The organism is Pseudomonas sp. R1-6 (assembly GCF_051132115.1).
Lineage (GTDB): Bacteria > Pseudomonadota > Gammaproteobacteria > Pseudomonadales > Pseudomonadaceae > Aquipseudomonas.
Genome location: NZ_CP071662.1, coordinates 3,468,413 through 3,483,387 on the forward strand (window position 1 = coordinate 3,468,413; position 14,975 = coordinate 3,483,387).

Genomic DNA, 14,975 nt, shown 5'->3' on the forward strand with positions numbered 1-14,975 from the left:
CTTTACACGGGTTCGGACGCGGGCAATAACGCCAGGATCCGATCACGGCAGACTTGCAGTATCTCATCCGCCAACGGAGCATCATCCGGACAGGCCCGCGACAGCATGACCGCGCCGACGGCCTGGGCGAACAGGTTGATCATCGCTGCCCGGCCCCCTTCTTCTGTCGACCCGAGCTTTTCCTCCAGTGCAGCCAGGGTGCCCTCCAATCCAGTGGCAAACGTGGTTTTCACCTCATCGTCCTGACGCGCCGCGTCGCCGCACAATGCCGCCATCGTGCAGCCGTTGCCCCGCGCATCGCGGTGCTCGCGCGAGACATACATGGCGAAAAAACCCGCGACATCCAGTTTGCTTGCGCTGGTCAATGAGCGCGAAAGACTGTCTGCGGCGGCTTCCGCCATCAGGTCGGCTTTCGAACCGAAATGCTTGTAGAAACCACCGTGGGTGAAGCCGGCGGCGGCCATCAGGTCCGCCACACCGATGCCGTCAAAGCCACGTTCACGAAACAGAACAGACGCCGTCTCGACGATATGTTGCCGGTTTGCCTGTGCCTGAGCCTTAGTCACTCTCATTTTTCATCACCTCGTACCGCTCGAATCATGCCTCGCATCATACATAGATGCCGACCATAATCAAATTCATTGACATCTTAGATTTCGGTCATCATCCTAACAACCAGCCCACACGCCCCCCCTAAGCTCGATGTGGAACGCCAACGGCGGCGAAAAACCCCGCCGTTGATCGCACGTCTTAATCCCTGAAGAGACCGACACCATGACCACTCGCAAAACCGTCCTCATCACTGGCGCTTCCACCGGTATCGGCGCTGTCTATGCCAAGCGCTTTGCCCAACGCGGCCACGATCTCGTGCTGGTGGCCCGTGACAACGCCCGGCTGGAAGCATTGGCAACCGAGCTGCGCAACGAACACCATATTACCGTCGATGTGCTCCAGGCCGACCTCACCCAATCCGCTGACTTGAACCAGGTCGAAGCGCGCCTGCGAGATGACGACCGTATCGGCATCCTGATCAACAATGCGGGCGCGGCCCAATCCGGCAGTTTTATCGAACAGACCACCGACAGCGTCGCGCACCTGGTTTCGCTCAACACCACCGCGTTGGTACGGCTCGCCAGCGCCGTCGCTCCACGCCTGGCAAAGGCCGGCGACGGCGCGATCATCAATATTGGCTCGGTGGTCGGCTTGGCGCCGGAATTCGGCATGTCGGTATATGGCGCGACCAAGGCATTCGTGTTGTTCCTCTCCCAGGGGCTCAGCCTCGAACTCAACCCCAAGGGCGTCTACGTCCAAGCCGTCCTGCCGGCGGCTACCCGGACCGAAATCTGGGAACGCGCTGGCATCGACGTCAATACGCTGAGTGAAATCATGGAAGTGGGCGATCTGGTCGACGCGGCGCTGATCGGCTTCGATCGTCGCGAACCGGTGACCATTCCGCCACTGCAGGACGGCGCTCGCTGGGATGCGTTGCAGGCCGCACGCCAAGGGTTGCTGGGGCAGATCAAGCAATCGGCGGTGGCTGAGCGGTACAAGGCCTGACGGTTCCAAGGTCACCGCTACGCCGCCGCGGTTCCCTCTATTGGTTAGCCAAATGGCGGTGAAGTGGATTAAGCGCTTTCCATGATCGCTGTTCACCCCGCAGGATGTGCTCGGGATCACCACACCTGGACTGGATCATGCCATTTGAGACTTGGTTGCTCTATCTGCTCACCTGCTGCGGCATTGCGGTAGCGCCAGGCCCCAATGCGTTGTTGGCGCTTACCCATGGGGCAATCCATGGAACCCGCAAGACGTTGTTCACTATCGCAGGCGGCGTACTCGGCTTTTCAGTCGTGCTTTCGCTTTGCGCATTGGGGCTGGGTGCGCTGATCCAGGCATCCGCCACTTGGTTCACAGCACTGAAGATCGTTGGCGGGCTCTACCTGATCTGGTTGGGCTTCGGTCTGTGGCGATCGCCACCCGTCAGTCTCGACGCGACGAGTATCGAAGGCTTTCGACGGTGGTCGCTGTTCCGCCAAGGCTTGGTATCGGCCATCTCCAATCCCAAGGCGCTGCTGCTGTTCACCGCGTTCATCCCGCCCTTCCTTGATCCGCACCGCAATATCATTGTGCAGACACTCACTATTGCCCTGACTTACGCCGTGGTCGAATTCATCGTTGAATACTTTGTCGCCAGCGCAGCTCACCGGGTCAGGCCTTGGCTGGCTCGAACCGGGCGCCGGTTCAACAAAGTCTGCGGTGGCTTTTTTGTGGCTTTTGGGGTGAGCTTGCCCATTCATAGCTGAATACCTAAACCGCAATCATTGCCTACCCATCGGACCATCGCGTAGAAAGCGCCCCCGACTCCAGGCCTGGCTCTATCATGAGCTAACGTTCATGATTTGCTTTTGCGCCGAATCGCCGGGATACCTATACATGAGAGACCTGCCGCCGACCGCCACATTGCGTGCCTTTGAAGTCGCCACCCGACACCCCACGTTCACCGCGGCCGCGCAGGAGCTGCACGTGACGCAGAGCGCAGTCAGTCACCAGCTCAAGCACCTGGAGGCGCTTTGGGGGTTGCAGTTGTTCGAGCGCGGCAAGTCACTGACCCTCACGGCAGCGGGGGCTACGCTGGCGCCCATCGTGCGGGAATTTTTCATGAGCCTGGAAGCGACCCTGGGCGATCTGCGCGAGCAGAAAGGCAGGGTCAGGCTCGAAGTCAGCACCACGTACTCCTTCGCGCTGAAATGGCTGCTGCCGCGCTTGCCGGGGCTTTCCCGCCATTATCCGGAACTGTTGGTCGCGCTGGACACCACCGATAAGATCATCCATTTCTCCAACGCCCAAGCCGATGTTGCGATCCGGCTTGGCAAAGGCAACTATCCCGGCCTGTATTCGGAATTCCTGTTCGGCGAGCAGGTGTTTCCGGTGGCGAGCCCCGATCTGCTGCAGCGCTTGGGCATGCCACACAGCCCCGCCGAACTGCTGCATTACCCGCTGCTGACCCGTGACGGCGCCGAGCTGGTACCAAAATGGGAGGACTGGTTTCAGAAGGTTGGGTTGGAATTGTCGCCGCTCAAGGAGAGCGTCAGGTTCGGCGACACCAACATGACAGTGGAAGCCGCGTTGCTCGGCCAAGGTGTTGCCTTGGTGCGTAGCGGCCACGTTGAAACCGAAATCAGCGACGGCCGCCTGGTGCGGCTGTTCGATGTGCCGTTTGCGTCACCGCTTGCCTATTATTTTGTCTGTCCCAAGGGCATCGAATCGCAACCGCACATCGTCAGCTTCCGCCAATGGCTGGCCAGCGAGGCGTTGAAGGTTCAACACGTCTACGACTGATACATGAGAATTTGCTCATGAACCAATGAGGAGACTTCTCTGTCGCCCGGCCGTCGCGCTGCCTAGAATGGCGACCATGCCTACCCATATCGTCCTGCTGGTCCTGTTCGCCGCGCTCCTGCATGCCAGCTGGAACGCCTTGCTGCGTGGCGGCGCCGATCGACTCTGGTCAATGACGGTCATGTGTATCGTCATCGCCATCGTCTGTGCCATCGCCGCGATATTCATGGTGCCACCGGCACCGGCCAGCTGGGGCTATGGGTTGCTTTCGGCGTTGCTGCACGTGGGCTACAACTTGTTTCTGGTGCGCAGCTACCGGGTCGGCGACCTGGGGCAGATCTATCCGATTTCCCGCGGATCGTCACCGGCGTTGATCACCCTGGGGGCGGCGATCTTTGCCGGAGAAAACATTACCCCCGGCGAGTTGCTCGGTATCGGCCTGGTGTCCGGCGGCATCATTTCCCTGGCCTTCCGTGGACGCAGCCTGTCGGTTCCCAGCCTGCCCTATGCGCTGGGAACGGGTTGCTTCATCGCGGCCTATAGCGTCGTCGACGGCATGGGCGCCAGGCTTTCCGGCGCGCCGCTCGCCTACACGGTGTGGATGTGCGCCGCGTGGGGTGTGCTGATGCCTCTCGTGTACATCGGCCTGCGCGACGCCCGCAGCTTATTCTCCGTCCGGCCCGGGATACTCGCCGCGTCGGTCGGCGGGCTGGTCTCGCTGATCGCCTATGCAATTGTCATCTACGCCATGAACGAAGCGCCTCTGGGCGCGGTATCGGCATTGCGCGAGACCAGCGTGTTGTTCGCGGTATTGATCGGCTACCTGTTTCTTGGCGAGACGCTCACCGCCCGCCGGGTCTTGGCGTGCACCGTGATCGCCAGCGGCACCTTCATCATCGGCTGACCCATCAACTGCCCAGGAGAATATTCCCAATGGCTGACATCCCGCAGGCGCCCTTGATCCTGATAACCGGTGGAAGCCGCGGCGTGGGTGCCGCCACCGCTCGGCTGGCCGCCGCACAAGGCTACGACGTCGCCATCAGCTATATCGCCAACGAGACCGCGGCACTGACCGTGGTGGCGGACGTGGAGGCATTGGGACGGCGCGCGCTAGCCATGCGCGCCGACAGCTCGGACCCCAAGCAGGTCGCCGATCTATTCGCAGCCATCGACCGCTCGTTCGGACGCATCGACGTCCTGGTCAATAACGCTGGGGTACTGTCGGCTCAGTCACGCCTGGAGGACCTCGGCTTCGAGCGCATGCAGCGCATCTTTGCAGTCAATTCCATCGGCCCGATTCTCTGCGCCCAGCAGGCAGTGAAACGCATGTCCCACCGGCACAACGGCCCCGGCGGAGTCGTGATCAATATCTCCTCGGCATCGGCGCGCCTCGGCAGCCCCAATGAATACGTCGACTATGCGGCATCAAAGGGAGCATTGGAGACGTTCACTATCGGGTTCGCCAAAGAGGTGGCCCGAGAAGGCATACGCGTCAACTGCATCCGCCCCGGGCATATCTACACCGAAATGCATGCCAGCGGCGGCGAGCCGGGACGGGTCGATCGGGTCAAGGATTCCATCCCCATGGGGCGTGGCGGTCAGCCGGAGGAAGTGGCGCGCGCCATTCTATGGCTGGCCAGCACGGAGGCGTCGTTTGTGACCGGGACATTTCTTGATGTGACGGGGGGCAAATGACGTGGATGGCCTCATTGGAACGAAGCCTGGAGGCCAGAGCCGGTCATGCCGCTGAAGCGGAATGACCGGAGGCCTTATCGATTATTTTTGCGCCAACAATGCCTTTCTCGCAGCCTTGTCTTGCTTCATTGCGGCGATTTCACGCTCGCAGGCCTCGACGTCGAAAGAGTTGTCCCACTTGGCAATGGCGATGGTGCCGATGCCGTTGCCAATGAGGTTGGTCACAGCCCGCGCTTCGTTCAGGAACCGGTCAATCCCCAAGAGCAAAACGAGGCCTACCAACGGGATGGAGTGGATGGTCGTGAGCGTTGCCGCCAGTGTCACAAACCCAGCGCCCGCCACGCCAGCCGAGCCTTTGGACGTCAGCAGGAACACGCCAAGCAGGATCATTTGGTCCACGAAAGTCAGCGGCGTATTGGTGGCTTGGGCAATAAAAATGGCGGCCATGGTGAGATAGATACAAGTGCCGTCAGCGTTGAAGGTATATCCCGTAGGCAGCACCATCCCCACTACTGATTTTTTGCAGCCAAGCTTTTCAAGCTTCACCATCATTCGCGGCAACACAGCCTCGGTTGAACAGGTGCCCAGCGTGATGAGGATTTCATCCTTGAAATAACGCAAAAATTGCAGCAGCGGCATGCCCGACCATCTCGCCACCGTACCCAGCACGACCACGATGAATATCAACGTCGTGACGTAGAGCGCGACAAGCAGTTGTCCCAGTGAGAACAAGGTCCCAATTCCGTATTTGCCGATAGTGAATGCCATACCGGCCCCAGCACCAATCGGCGCCAAGCGCATGACCATCGCAACTATCTTGAAGAGGCCTTGCAAGAACAGGTCAATGGTGTTGATCAACGGCTTGCTGGTTTCGCCCATTTGAACCAGGGCAACTCCCATCAATACCGAAAGCAGGATGACCTGAAGCATGACGCCATTGGAGAACGCACCAATGAAAGTCTGCGGGATGATATTGAGGAAGAACTCAACGGTGCCGCCCTGTTCATTCGCAACTTGGCTGTATTTGCCAATAGCACTTGCATCAAGCGCGCTGGCATTGATGTTCATACCCACGCCAGGCTTCACGATGTTGACGACGATAAGACCGACAACCAGAGCAATGGTGGACAGGATTTCGAAGTAGATCAATGCCTTCACACCGATCCGACCGACTTCCTTGATGTTGCCCATCTTCGCTATGCCGACCACGACAGTGCCGAAAATAATGGGTGCCAATAGCATCTTTATCAGTTTGATGAAGCCATCGGCAAAGGGTTGGAGCTTGGCTCCGATATCAGGAACGAAGTAACCGATTGCTGCGCCGATCACGATACCGATCAGCACTTGCACGTACAGCTGGCTATACCAGCGGGACTTGGAATTTTCCACGGAAGCACCTCATTTTATTTTTGTGATGGGCTGTGGGCTGGCGCCGGTGGTCGGCGCCTGGTTCTGCGGCCTGCTCCCGCAGGCCGCAGCTTGAGGGTGATCAGCCTTCGCCCAGCTCACGCATGACTGCATACAAGGCAGACTTGGCTTCGAATCCCACACCCGGAATATCCGGCAGACCGACGTAGCCGTTTTCCACCTTGATCCCATCGGCGAACCCACCGAATGGCTGGAACACGTCTGGGTATGATTCGTTACCGCCCAGGTGCAGGCCGGCTGCGATGTTCAGAGACATCTGATGACCGCCATGGGGCACTACGCGACGGGAAGACCAGCCCAGCTCTTCCATGACTTCAAGGGTGCGCAGGTATTCCACGAGGCCATAAGACAGTGCGCAGTCGAATTGGAGGAAGTCGCGATCGGGCCGCATGCCACCGTGGCGCAACAAGTTGCGAGCGTCCTGGTGGGAGAACAGGTTTTCACCGGTGGCCATGGGCAATTCATAGTGATTAGCCAGCTCAGCCTGCAATGCGTAGTCAAGCGGATCACCGACCTCTTCGTACCAGAAGAGGTTGTACTTTTTGATGGCTTCCGCGTAAGCGATACCCGTCTGAAGATCGAAGCGACCATTGGCGTCGACCGCTAATCGACGACCGTCCCCCACCACTTCAAGTACCGCTTCGATGCGACGGATGTCTTCGTCCAGTGGCACCGCACCGATCTTCATCTTGACCACATCGTAGCCACGATCCAGATAGCTCTGCATTTCCGTCTTGAGCTTTGTCTGATCCTTGCCAGGGTAGTAGTAGCCACCCGCTGCATAGACCCAGACCTTGTCATCCGCCACGCCATTGCGGTAGCGGTCAGCCAGCAGACGATAGAGCGGTTTGCCTTCAATCTTGGCGACGGCATCCCATACGGCCATGTCGATGGTGCCAACTGCGACCGAGCGCTCTCCGTGTCCGCCTGGCTTCTCGTTAGTCATCAGGGTCTTCCAGATCGCGAACGGATCCAGGTTATTGTTCGCATGATCGACAAGGGTGTCGGGCTCAGCTTCGGTGACACGCGCCAGGAAACGATCACGCATCAGGGCACCCTGGCCGTAGCGGCCATTGGAGTTGAAACCGTATCCGATCACGGGTTTGCCATCGCGAATCACATCCGTGACCACAGCGACGACCGAGCAGGTCATTTTGGAGAAGTCGATGTAGGCGTTGGCGATTGGGGACGCAATGGAAACGGTTTTTTCACGAATATCGACGATGCGCATGAGGGGTTCCTCTTGTTGTTTGTAGCCCCACGTTAGGCTTTGCGATCTTTCCCGCCCAATGCTATTAATGCCGCACCCTATGCACAGGAGGCATGGCCCTTGGAACTCGTTTGGCTCGAAGACCTTTCAGCACTCGCGGAATATGGGAGCTTTGTTCGGGCGGCTGAAGCGCGGCACGTCACTCAACCAGCGTTCAGTCGCAGAGTGCGCTCGTTGGAAAATTGGATGGGCGTACAGCTGTTCATCCGCACGCCTCATGGCGCGACGCTGACCGAAGCGGGGAGGCAAATATTGCCGAGCGCCCAGGAAGCCGCGCGGCGCTTGTACCGAATGCGCAACGAGGCTCAGGAAGTGGCGGGAATGGCCGCCAGATCATTGCAGTTCGCTGCAACCCATTCCCTGTCGTTTACCTTTTTCCCAAGATGGCTCCGCGGCGCAGAACACGGCGCCCCCATCGAGGCCGTGCAGTTGCATTCAGGTAGCATGGCCGTCTGTGAGCAAATGCTGATACACGGACAGGTTCAGTTTCTGCTCTGTCATCGTCATCCCGACGTTCCTCCGTTGCTGGCGCCTGACCAGTTCACGGGTAAGAAAGTTGGCGAAGACGTCCTGGTTCCCCTGGCGAGTGCTTCTGCCAACTTTGGCACCTCCCCAGCGGCACTGCCCTACCTCGCCTACACCCATGAATCAGGATTGGGGCGCATCGTTGCTCATCGATTGCAGGGCAAGGAAGACTACCTCCACCTCAAGCCCCTCTTCAGCAGCCACCTCGCGGCGGTGCTGATGTCGATGGCGCTGGAAAGCAAAGGAGTCGCATGGCTACCCAAAAGCCTCACCGAGCAGGAGATACTGGACGGGCGCTTAGTCAGGGCATTGGACGAGAGTTGGGATATCCCACTGGAAATTCACCTGACCCGCCCGACGGCGCCACTCAGCCAATCCGCGGAAGAGTTCTGGTCCAGGGTGGGCGTCTAGGCTTATCACGCGTGGCCTGAGATTCATCTGAAGCCGTTGTATTGAGGGGGTGGGAACAACCATAAAAAAAGGGTCGCGAGATTAAATCTCGCAACCCTTTTGGATTGTATGGTCGGGACGGAGTGATTCGAACACTCGACCCCTAGCACCCCATCTTCTTTTTCATACTTCTCAAAAGCTTTCAAAACTCTACTCTGGCTTTTACTAAGCTAGTATTTACTTGAGTTCCAGCGGTGTTCTGCTCCATGAGAGTCCAGTAGCATCCATCGAGAGCCGACGGTTTTGTGGGGGGAAAAGTAGGGGGTAACTCATTTCCGACCAAAATCTCCATTAAAGAAGTCGAGTCACTGACGCTCAACGATGCCGGCCGCTCCCTCCGGGAGGATGGCAATCAGGCCGTCGAATCTCAGTCCGTAAGGACGATGTGTCACTCAGACTAATTCGTTGGCAGCCCAAGCTTCTCGAAAAACGCCTTATTGCGCTCCGTCGCAGACTTAATGACACCGTCAAACGACATGACCTCAACATAGGCGTTGAAACTACTCTTGTACCCAAAATACCCCAATCCGTCCGCGGCACGAGTCAAGTCATGCATCTTGCATCGCCTCTCCATCGAAGGCGTGAGATCGCAGATCACGTAGCAGAAGCCTGGGATCTCATTTCCTTTGGGAATAGGTCGCCCTGCGGCGGTTTGAGCGTTACCGTCACGAATACGCTGCAGATAGCCAAGCGCCTGCTCAATCGGGTCTTTCTCCTCTCCCTCGCCAGCGTCATTTCGCATCGGACGTTTAATCTCTACAATCGTCAGAGCCGCCGGTGGCATCCTCTTGTTATCGGAAACCAATAATGGCTCATCAAAAACATTCAAAACACAAATATCAGGTTCTTTTGTGTCCGTTGAATGAGTAATCGGAAAGGACCGAAGTGACTTATCCGAGGCTAGAAAGTCGTGGAACGCCAAACGCTCATCGACTAACCAGAGATTGCAGCTATCCAGAAAAACATCATCCGACGTTTTGCGCATTGGCATGATGAGCTCATGGATCAACTCCTCCTTGACGTACTTGCCGTCTTCCCCACGCTCAAGCGCTTTCGCCAAAATGTCCAAAGTCACCTTGCGATGGAATACATAATTGGCTAAGTCCGACTTCTTGATGTCATCCGCTTTCTCAAGATAGCTTACGAGCCTTTCCTGGTACTGAGCAGTGGTTTCACCACTCCCGAAACTCATCACATCATGCCCCTCTGACAGTAAAGCATTCTCAATCTCGGAGAGCTGTTTGTGGAGCAGAAGGTCCAAATCTTTATCTGAAATGTCCGGATCGACGCTGAGCTTCTCTTCATCAATTCGACGGAGAATTGGTCGATACCGTGGCGCACGTACAGACACAAACTTTTCGACTCGCTCGCGCCCAGTTTTACGGATCTCTTGCAGATAGCCTTCGAGGTAGCCGCTAGACGAAGCAATGACTGCCCTGCGGATGTCGCTCAAGCTGACTTCCGTTTCCGAAAAGAGATCGTCGCTCAGCTCTTCGATATCAAAACCGATACGTTCGGGACGTACATTTTGATCAAGAAAGGGAGACGTTACATAACAGGCGTAGACAAAATCACCGTCGTCATCACGAATTTTCCCGTGCAAGCCAGGAACCTTACCGGAGAGCGTTTCCTCTTCAACCACGCGACTGGCAGCACACCAGGCAATGAACGGCTGTTTCGCCGAACTGGCCTTGAGCTTCAGATGGGTAAGCTCAAATGTCTGCCCCTTGATTTCAATCTGTTCCTTTTTCGATGAGGTGAACAGGTATTGATCGAGCACCTCATCAAGGTCAATTTCTTCCTCACCATCCTTGATGTGGATTTTCGGCGCACCAGAATCACGAACGAAGTACCAAAGGCAATGTTCGAAAAGACTTGTGGCTATCTTCCTAGCTGTCTTGGCGGAATTTTGTCTATACGGTTTATTGAAACCTGAGAGATGGACGCAGGTCTGCAATGCAAAATCGGCTGGCTTCATGGTCGAAGGGAGGCTAGATACGCCTTGCGCCGCCGTAAACGCGAATGAACGGTGCTTGATAGCACCACTTTCATCTTTGTAATCACTGCTGATGTTGACCGCCTCGAACGCTTTCAACCAGAGCAGACGCCCTACACCCCGACAGCCTTGCTGAGCTTTGTATTCACTATCGAGTGTCTCAAACGAGGCCATGTTCTTGTCGTGAAAGCCCGCTCCGTTATCGGTGATCTTGAACCCCATGATAGGTTCTTGGGAAGGCGCACCCCGTTTCGCCTTACTTACGTCCAAGGCCAAAGTGGATTGAGGCACACGCACAATCTCGATCGTGATCCGTCCATACTCGGGATCGCTGCTGGTTTCGGCAATCGAGTGAATGGAATTCACGACAGCCTCGAACAACGGCATCAATCCATGACTGCGGGGTAGCGGCGTGTTACGTAGCCGCCCCGGCAAATATGTGTTTAGGCTCACCTGATCCCTTCCTCCCGATCCTTTGTCATTATCATGGCCCTGTTCATTCTGGTCATGTACGCCCTCGAGGAATTAACGCATTCGCTCTGCGGTATGCCAATGCCGCTAAAGAAGAAAGCCCCTCAATTCGAACACCTTGATCCTATCGCATCATCGGGATATCTGCCTGGCTGAGAACTAGGTGTTGGCGCTGGTGCGATATTGACCCAGGCTACCGGAATTCATTGCCTCACCGACTACTCAAAAATGATGAAACTCGCGGGTGATCTCGGAGATAGCATGTGGATCAGTCAAAATCAGCAGCCTTATTCAAAATCGCACCAGCGCCAACGAAGTACTCTTTCAGTCCCCTTCCCGTCATTTCATCGTTTGAATAACGAGTTGCACAACACGCAAGCGGCCCGCAAGAGCCAGACCGTTTACCACCGCCTCACTTCAATTTTGTAGAAATTGCTTTCTACTTGAATCCGGCGCTTGTCAGAAGTCGGAGCGTCCTGAATCTGACTCGCAAGACGGACGTAGTACTTACACCCGTTCGCGTTGCCAAACACATTAATCGCTTGGGTGGCGCGCAAAAAATCCTCATAGCCTCTATCTTTATTAGCCATGAGCGCATCGAAACCTGGCAGCGCTTGTGCATCCGCAAGTCGTGAAACTGGCCAGGCTGGCTCGAACGTCAGATTATTTTCCTTGAGGTAGACCGTGAGGAACATCTCAGGCTTGCCGGTATCGGGGTTAGCCCAGCACGGAGGGAGATCTCCTCCCTTACCCCGGTTAATTTTGTTCTGTAGAAACTGCACCTGCCCTTTCAGATCACTGTTCGTCTTCTGCAGTACAGTCGGATTCAGCCCCGCTTTCTCCGCTTCCGCGTATGCCTGCGAATCCTGAAGCAGTTTGTGAACCTGATCAGTCTTCGGATCGCCCTCGGTTTTCAGAGCATCCTTAATCATCTGCTCCGTAGCCTTCATGTCGGCGATACGCTTCACGATTTCGGTAGGCTTAACGTCTGCGTTTGGATCTGCGACCAGTTGCTTCAACTGGTCATAGGTCATGAGCGTTTCAAGTATCAAGCGTTTGGCTTCTTTGCCTTTGTCTTTACTCGCTGACTGATCCAACGCTTTGTCGATCGCAGCAAGCGCCGACAACTCTTCGTCTTTCTGAGTGAGCAGTACCTTCAGGCGCTCTGACTCGTCCCGTGCTTTGGAAGCATCTGTCAGTTTTCGGATAAGCTCATAAGGGTTTTTCAAACCCATTTTTGAGAGCTTAGTCTTGAGCGCTGCGGTCGCTTCATTGATCGCCCTCTCACGCTCATCCAGGCTTTGGTAGTCAGCGACTTTTTGCTCCAACGATTTATTGGCATTGGTGAGCTTCCACACTTGCCAGCCGCTCAGAAGTAGCAAAATGAAAGCCAGCACCATCCAAATTTCAGTAATCGACAGGTTGAAGACCTGGTCGTTCTTCTGACTCATCAGGCAGGTCTCACATCTGAGGACATACGATCAGATGGGAGCAAGGCCACAGAACTGGCCTCGGATGCGATGAGAGGCTCATTAACCGCGGCTTGGCGAATCTCGATTTGATTCACGTGATCGATCTTGCGAACGAGCTCATCAAGGTGCGCATGGGCGGTGTCTATCGCACTGTTCCCCTGAATGACCTGACTGGCCAAATCTTTGTGCGTTTCGTTGCTTTCGTTGATGGCCTGAATGAGAGGCATCAGGGTCGACTTGATCGACTCAGAAAGGGCTTCGTTGGCCCGGAAACTCGCCTCGCCTGCAGCTCTGAACGCTTCGCCCATTTCCTGGCTTAGGACTGCGACAGAATCGCCCCGCTCAAGTCTTGTGTGAAGCCCGTCAAGCTTCTCGACGACCTGTGCAATCACTGCACGGTTTTCTTTAAGCTCTTGCTCGAAGTCATTTTGATAGTCGTCTAGGGTGTCCAAAAACTCTTTCTGAACCCGCTCGATTCCGCCCACCAGGCTAGCGCCCTGGCTGTTCATAGCGTCCATGAGACGCTGCTGACTTTCAACAATAGAACCCACAGCCGTGAGTGTTTCTTCAAGAGTCTGGGTTTTGGTGTTCAAACCACGAATCGCAGTGCCCACAGCCTTAGCCGCAGATTTAATGTCTTCTGCCAGGGTCGTGATACCCGTGTTGACCCCATCTGTTGTCTCAGCCAAAACGGCAATGGAAGGATTGAGCTTGTTGGCAAACAGATTCTCTGGGAACAGCGTCTGATCCAGGCGTGCCTCTGCTTTCTTCCCGAAATCCAATGCATGCGCTTCCATACGCTCGAGGGTTTTCTCGCTCTTCTCGGAAAAACCATTGATGGTCGACAGCAAGTCGTTGCTGGCGGCTCTGGCGTCCTTGAGCATGGCATCGAACGCTTCATTACTTCGCTGAGTGGCATTGGCGAAGTACGCATCCATGGCACCCATGCTGTGCTTGGAAAGCGCCTCAATCTGATCCTTGGCACCGGTGACGGTTTCTTTGGTCGTGGCAACCACTTCATCTCGGAACACCGTCAGCTTCTGGAAGGTGTCATCAAACATCAGGGTGAGATTTTCAGCCGCTGTGATCGCGCGCTCTTCGACGCTTGAGATGGCGTCCTCCTGGTCGTGCTTAAAACCGACGTGAAGGGTGCGGGCGACCATGCCAATCGCAGTGCTCACCATCGCAGCAGCGAAGCGCATCGCCATGTTGCTGAGGTCTTCACCGATACTCTGGATGTCGAACAGACAGATGATGATACTGCCCACGGTGAACAGAAAGCCGAGGTAATAAACAGAGTCAGCAAACTTGGCCAAGGTAAGCTTCACGTCATACAGTTTTCGCACGCGATAACCCACCAGCCAATAAGCCAGCATGATGGTCAACGGAACCCAGAAGCCAAACCACTTAGGGTCGTTAATGTAGAGGCTGATCCCGGCGCAAAAAATCTTCAGAATGAGCGCGAAAACAAACCAGTATTGTACTCGGTGCAGTGGCTTTACAGCGCTCATTTACAGCCCCTCCATGGGGTTTACTCGGTCCAGTGACGCACCATTGGCAGAAAAGTACTGCGCCCAAAATTCCGCGCGCTTGTTGTAGGGGGTAACCGAAGACTCTGCGGCCAACATATTGATGGTGACAGAGACATCCATCAGCGCAGGCGCTACCGCCTCTTGGCCGTAGGCGCTTTTTGCAAAATCTTTGTAGGAGAGCTGAGCATTTTTGTACATGCTGAACCGAGGCATGTTCGCGGCCATGTCCGAATAGATGATCAGATGCTTCTCACCCTGGGCATTCCGATGGTTGAATCCGTGGAGGCTGGCTAGCTGAAGCATCTCGAAAATGGGAGAGGTTTTCGCTCGCACATCCAAAGGAATCTTGCGTACGACCGCATCGAGAGGCTTGGTAAATTTCTCGTTGAAATCCTTGTCCACGAATTTCTGGGTATTCGTGAACTTGTTTTTGTCTTCCCACTGCCCTGGGTTACACATGACGAATACAGGATCGCTGTTGTGCTGGTAATCCTCCCCCAACAGGAACACCGTCACCAGGGCACCTTCCGGAACCTCTTTCAGAATCATGTTTTGAAGCCGCTTGGCCAAAGCCGCTTTCTGCGTAAAGGGAAAGGGAGACGTATTGTCGATCAACACGACGTATTCACCCTTCGCACCACTGCTTGGGCAAAGCGTTACCTTGTCAATTTTATCTTGGTTGAAAGACCAGTAGATTCCGTAGACAACACCAACCACCAAGGCAAGCGTCAGCAAAATCCAGAGAATGGCTACCGTAGCCGATTTTTGTTTTCGTTTTTTGTACAGCGACATGGGAC

At 55.7% G+C, this 14,975-nt stretch carries 13 protein-coding genes; 6 read left to right on the forward strand and 7 right to left on the reverse strand.

The window, feature by feature from the left end; genetic code table 11:
* Nucleotides 1-2: 2 nt before the first annotated feature.
* Nucleotides 3-572 (reverse strand): TetR family transcriptional regulator, encoded by a 570-nt coding sequence (locus tag J3P81_RS15550; protein ID WP_434559633.1) that lies wholly within the window; start codon nt 570-572, stop codon nt 3-5.
* A gap of 202 nt (nt 573-774) precedes the next feature.
* Here J3P81_RS15550 and J3P81_RS15555 point away from each other — a divergent pair, with 202 nt between their 5' ends.
* The 5 genes from J3P81_RS15555 (at nt 775) to J3P81_RS15575 (ending at nt 5,034) form a co-directional block, all read left to right on the forward strand.
* On the forward strand, nt 775-1,557 hold the full coding sequence (locus J3P81_RS15555; RefSeq protein WP_420765846.1) for an SDR family NAD(P)-dependent oxidoreductase: 783 nt from the start codon (nt 775-777) through the stop codon (nt 1,555-1,557).
* A 137-nt stretch (nt 1,558-1,694) separates the two neighbouring features.
* The gene (locus J3P81_RS15560; protein WP_434559635.1) at nt 1,695-2,303 is read left to right on the forward strand and encodes a LysE family translocator; all 609 of its coding nucleotides are present in this window, start codon (nt 1,695-1,697) and stop codon (nt 2,301-2,303) included.
* Between the two features lie 130 nt (nt 2,304-2,433).
* A complete protein-coding gene (gcvA, locus tag J3P81_RS15565; protein ID WP_420765844.1) occupies nt 2,434-3,339 on the forward strand; it encodes a transcriptional regulator GcvA in 906 nt (301 codons plus the stop codon).
* Between the two features lie 76 nt (nt 3,340-3,415).
* Nucleotides 3,416-4,243, forward strand: a complete 828-nt coding sequence (locus tag J3P81_RS15570) for an EamA family transporter (protein ID WP_420765843.1) — start codon at nt 3,416-3,418, stop codon at nt 4,241-4,243.
* A gap of 29 nt (nt 4,244-4,272) precedes the next feature.
* Nucleotides 4,273-5,034 (forward strand): SDR family oxidoreductase, encoded by a 762-nt coding sequence (locus J3P81_RS15575; RefSeq protein WP_434559637.1) that lies wholly within the window; start codon nt 4,273-4,275, stop codon nt 5,032-5,034.
* An 81-nt stretch (nt 5,035-5,115) separates the two neighbouring features.
* On the opposite strand, the gene dctA is transcribed toward J3P81_RS15575, so the two are convergent.
* Nucleotides 5,116-6,423 (reverse strand): C4-dicarboxylate transporter DctA, encoded by a 1,308-nt coding sequence (dctA, locus tag J3P81_RS15580; RefSeq protein ID WP_434559639.1) that lies wholly within the window; start codon nt 6,421-6,423, stop codon nt 5,116-5,118.
* 100 nt (nt 6,424-6,523) lie between these two features.
* Nucleotides 6,524-7,693 (reverse strand): mandelate racemase/muconate lactonizing enzyme family protein, encoded by a 1,170-nt coding sequence (locus J3P81_RS15585; protein ID WP_434559641.1) that lies wholly within the window; start codon nt 7,691-7,693, stop codon nt 6,524-6,526.
* A 99-nt stretch (nt 7,694-7,792) separates the two neighbouring features.
* Here J3P81_RS15585 and J3P81_RS15590 point away from each other — a divergent pair, with 99 nt between their 5' ends.
* Nucleotides 7,793-8,668 (forward strand): LysR family transcriptional regulator, encoded by an 876-nt coding sequence (locus tag J3P81_RS15590; RefSeq protein ID WP_420765839.1) that lies wholly within the window; start codon nt 7,793-7,795, stop codon nt 8,666-8,668.
* A gap of 436 nt (nt 8,669-9,104) precedes the next feature.
* On the opposite strand, the gene J3P81_RS15595 is transcribed toward J3P81_RS15590, so the two are convergent.
* The 4 genes from J3P81_RS15595 to J3P81_RS15610 all read right to left on the reverse strand — a co-directional run bounded on the left by J3P81_RS15595 (nt 9,105) and on the right by J3P81_RS15610 (nt 14,970).
* Nucleotides 9,105-11,156, reverse strand: coding sequence for an ATP-binding protein (locus J3P81_RS15595; protein ID WP_434559643.1), 2,052 nt, complete (start codon nt 11,154-11,156; stop codon nt 9,105-9,107).
* A gap of 419 nt (nt 11,157-11,575) precedes the next feature.
* Nucleotides 11,576-12,625, reverse strand: a complete 1,050-nt coding sequence (locus J3P81_RS15600; protein ID WP_434559645.1) for a hypothetical protein — start codon at nt 12,623-12,625, stop codon at nt 11,576-11,578.
* Nucleotides 12,625-14,157 carry a hypothetical protein gene (locus J3P81_RS15605; protein WP_434559647.1) on the reverse strand — a complete coding sequence of 511 codons (1,533 nt, stop codon included), beginning with the start codon at nt 14,155-14,157 and terminating at the stop codon, nt 12,625-12,627. The genes J3P81_RS15600 and J3P81_RS15605 overlap by 1 nt, the downstream gene beginning before the upstream one ends.
* Nucleotides 14,158-14,970, reverse strand: a complete 813-nt coding sequence (locus J3P81_RS15610; protein ID WP_434559649.1) for a hypothetical protein — start codon at nt 14,968-14,970, stop codon at nt 14,158-14,160.
* Nucleotides 14,971-14,975 lie beyond the last annotated feature (5 nt).

Bases quoted from the DNA above. Each gene is read 5' to 3' on its own strand.
- J3P81_RS15600 (WP_434559645.1), bottom strand. From the start codon at position 12,625: ATGAGTCAGAAGAACGACCAGGTCTTCAACCTGTCGATTACTGAAATT.
- J3P81_RS15605 (WP_434559647.1), bottom strand. From the start codon at position 14,157: ATGAGCGCTGTAAAGCCACTGCACCGAGTACAATACTGGTTTGTTTTC.
- J3P81_RS15585 (WP_434559641.1), bottom strand. From the start codon at position 7,693: ATGCGCATCGTCGATATTCGTGAAAAAACCGTTTCCATTGCGTCCCCA.
- J3P81_RS15570 (WP_420765843.1), top strand. From the start codon at position 3,416: ATGCCTACCCATATCGTCCTGCTGGTCCTGTTCGCCGCGCTCCTGCAT.
- J3P81_RS15610 (WP_434559649.1), bottom strand. From the start codon at position 14,970: ATGTCGCTGTACAAAAAACGAAAACAAAAATCGGCTACGGTAGCCATT.
- J3P81_RS15550 (WP_434559633.1), bottom strand. From the start codon at position 572: ATGAGAGTGACTAAGGCTCAGGCACAGGCAAACCGGCAACATATCGTC.
- J3P81_RS15555 (WP_420765846.1), top strand. From the start codon at position 775: ATGACCACTCGCAAAACCGTCCTCATCACTGGCGCTTCCACCGGTATC.
- J3P81_RS15560 (WP_434559635.1), top strand. From the start codon at position 1,695: ATGCCATTTGAGACTTGGTTGCTCTATCTGCTCACCTGCTGCGGCATT.
- gcvA (WP_420765844.1), top strand. From the start codon at position 2,434: ATGAGAGACCTGCCGCCGACCGCCACATTGCGTGCCTTTGAAGTCGCC.
- J3P81_RS15575 (WP_434559637.1), top strand. From the start codon at position 4,273: ATGGCTGACATCCCGCAGGCGCCCTTGATCCTGATAACCGGTGGAAGC.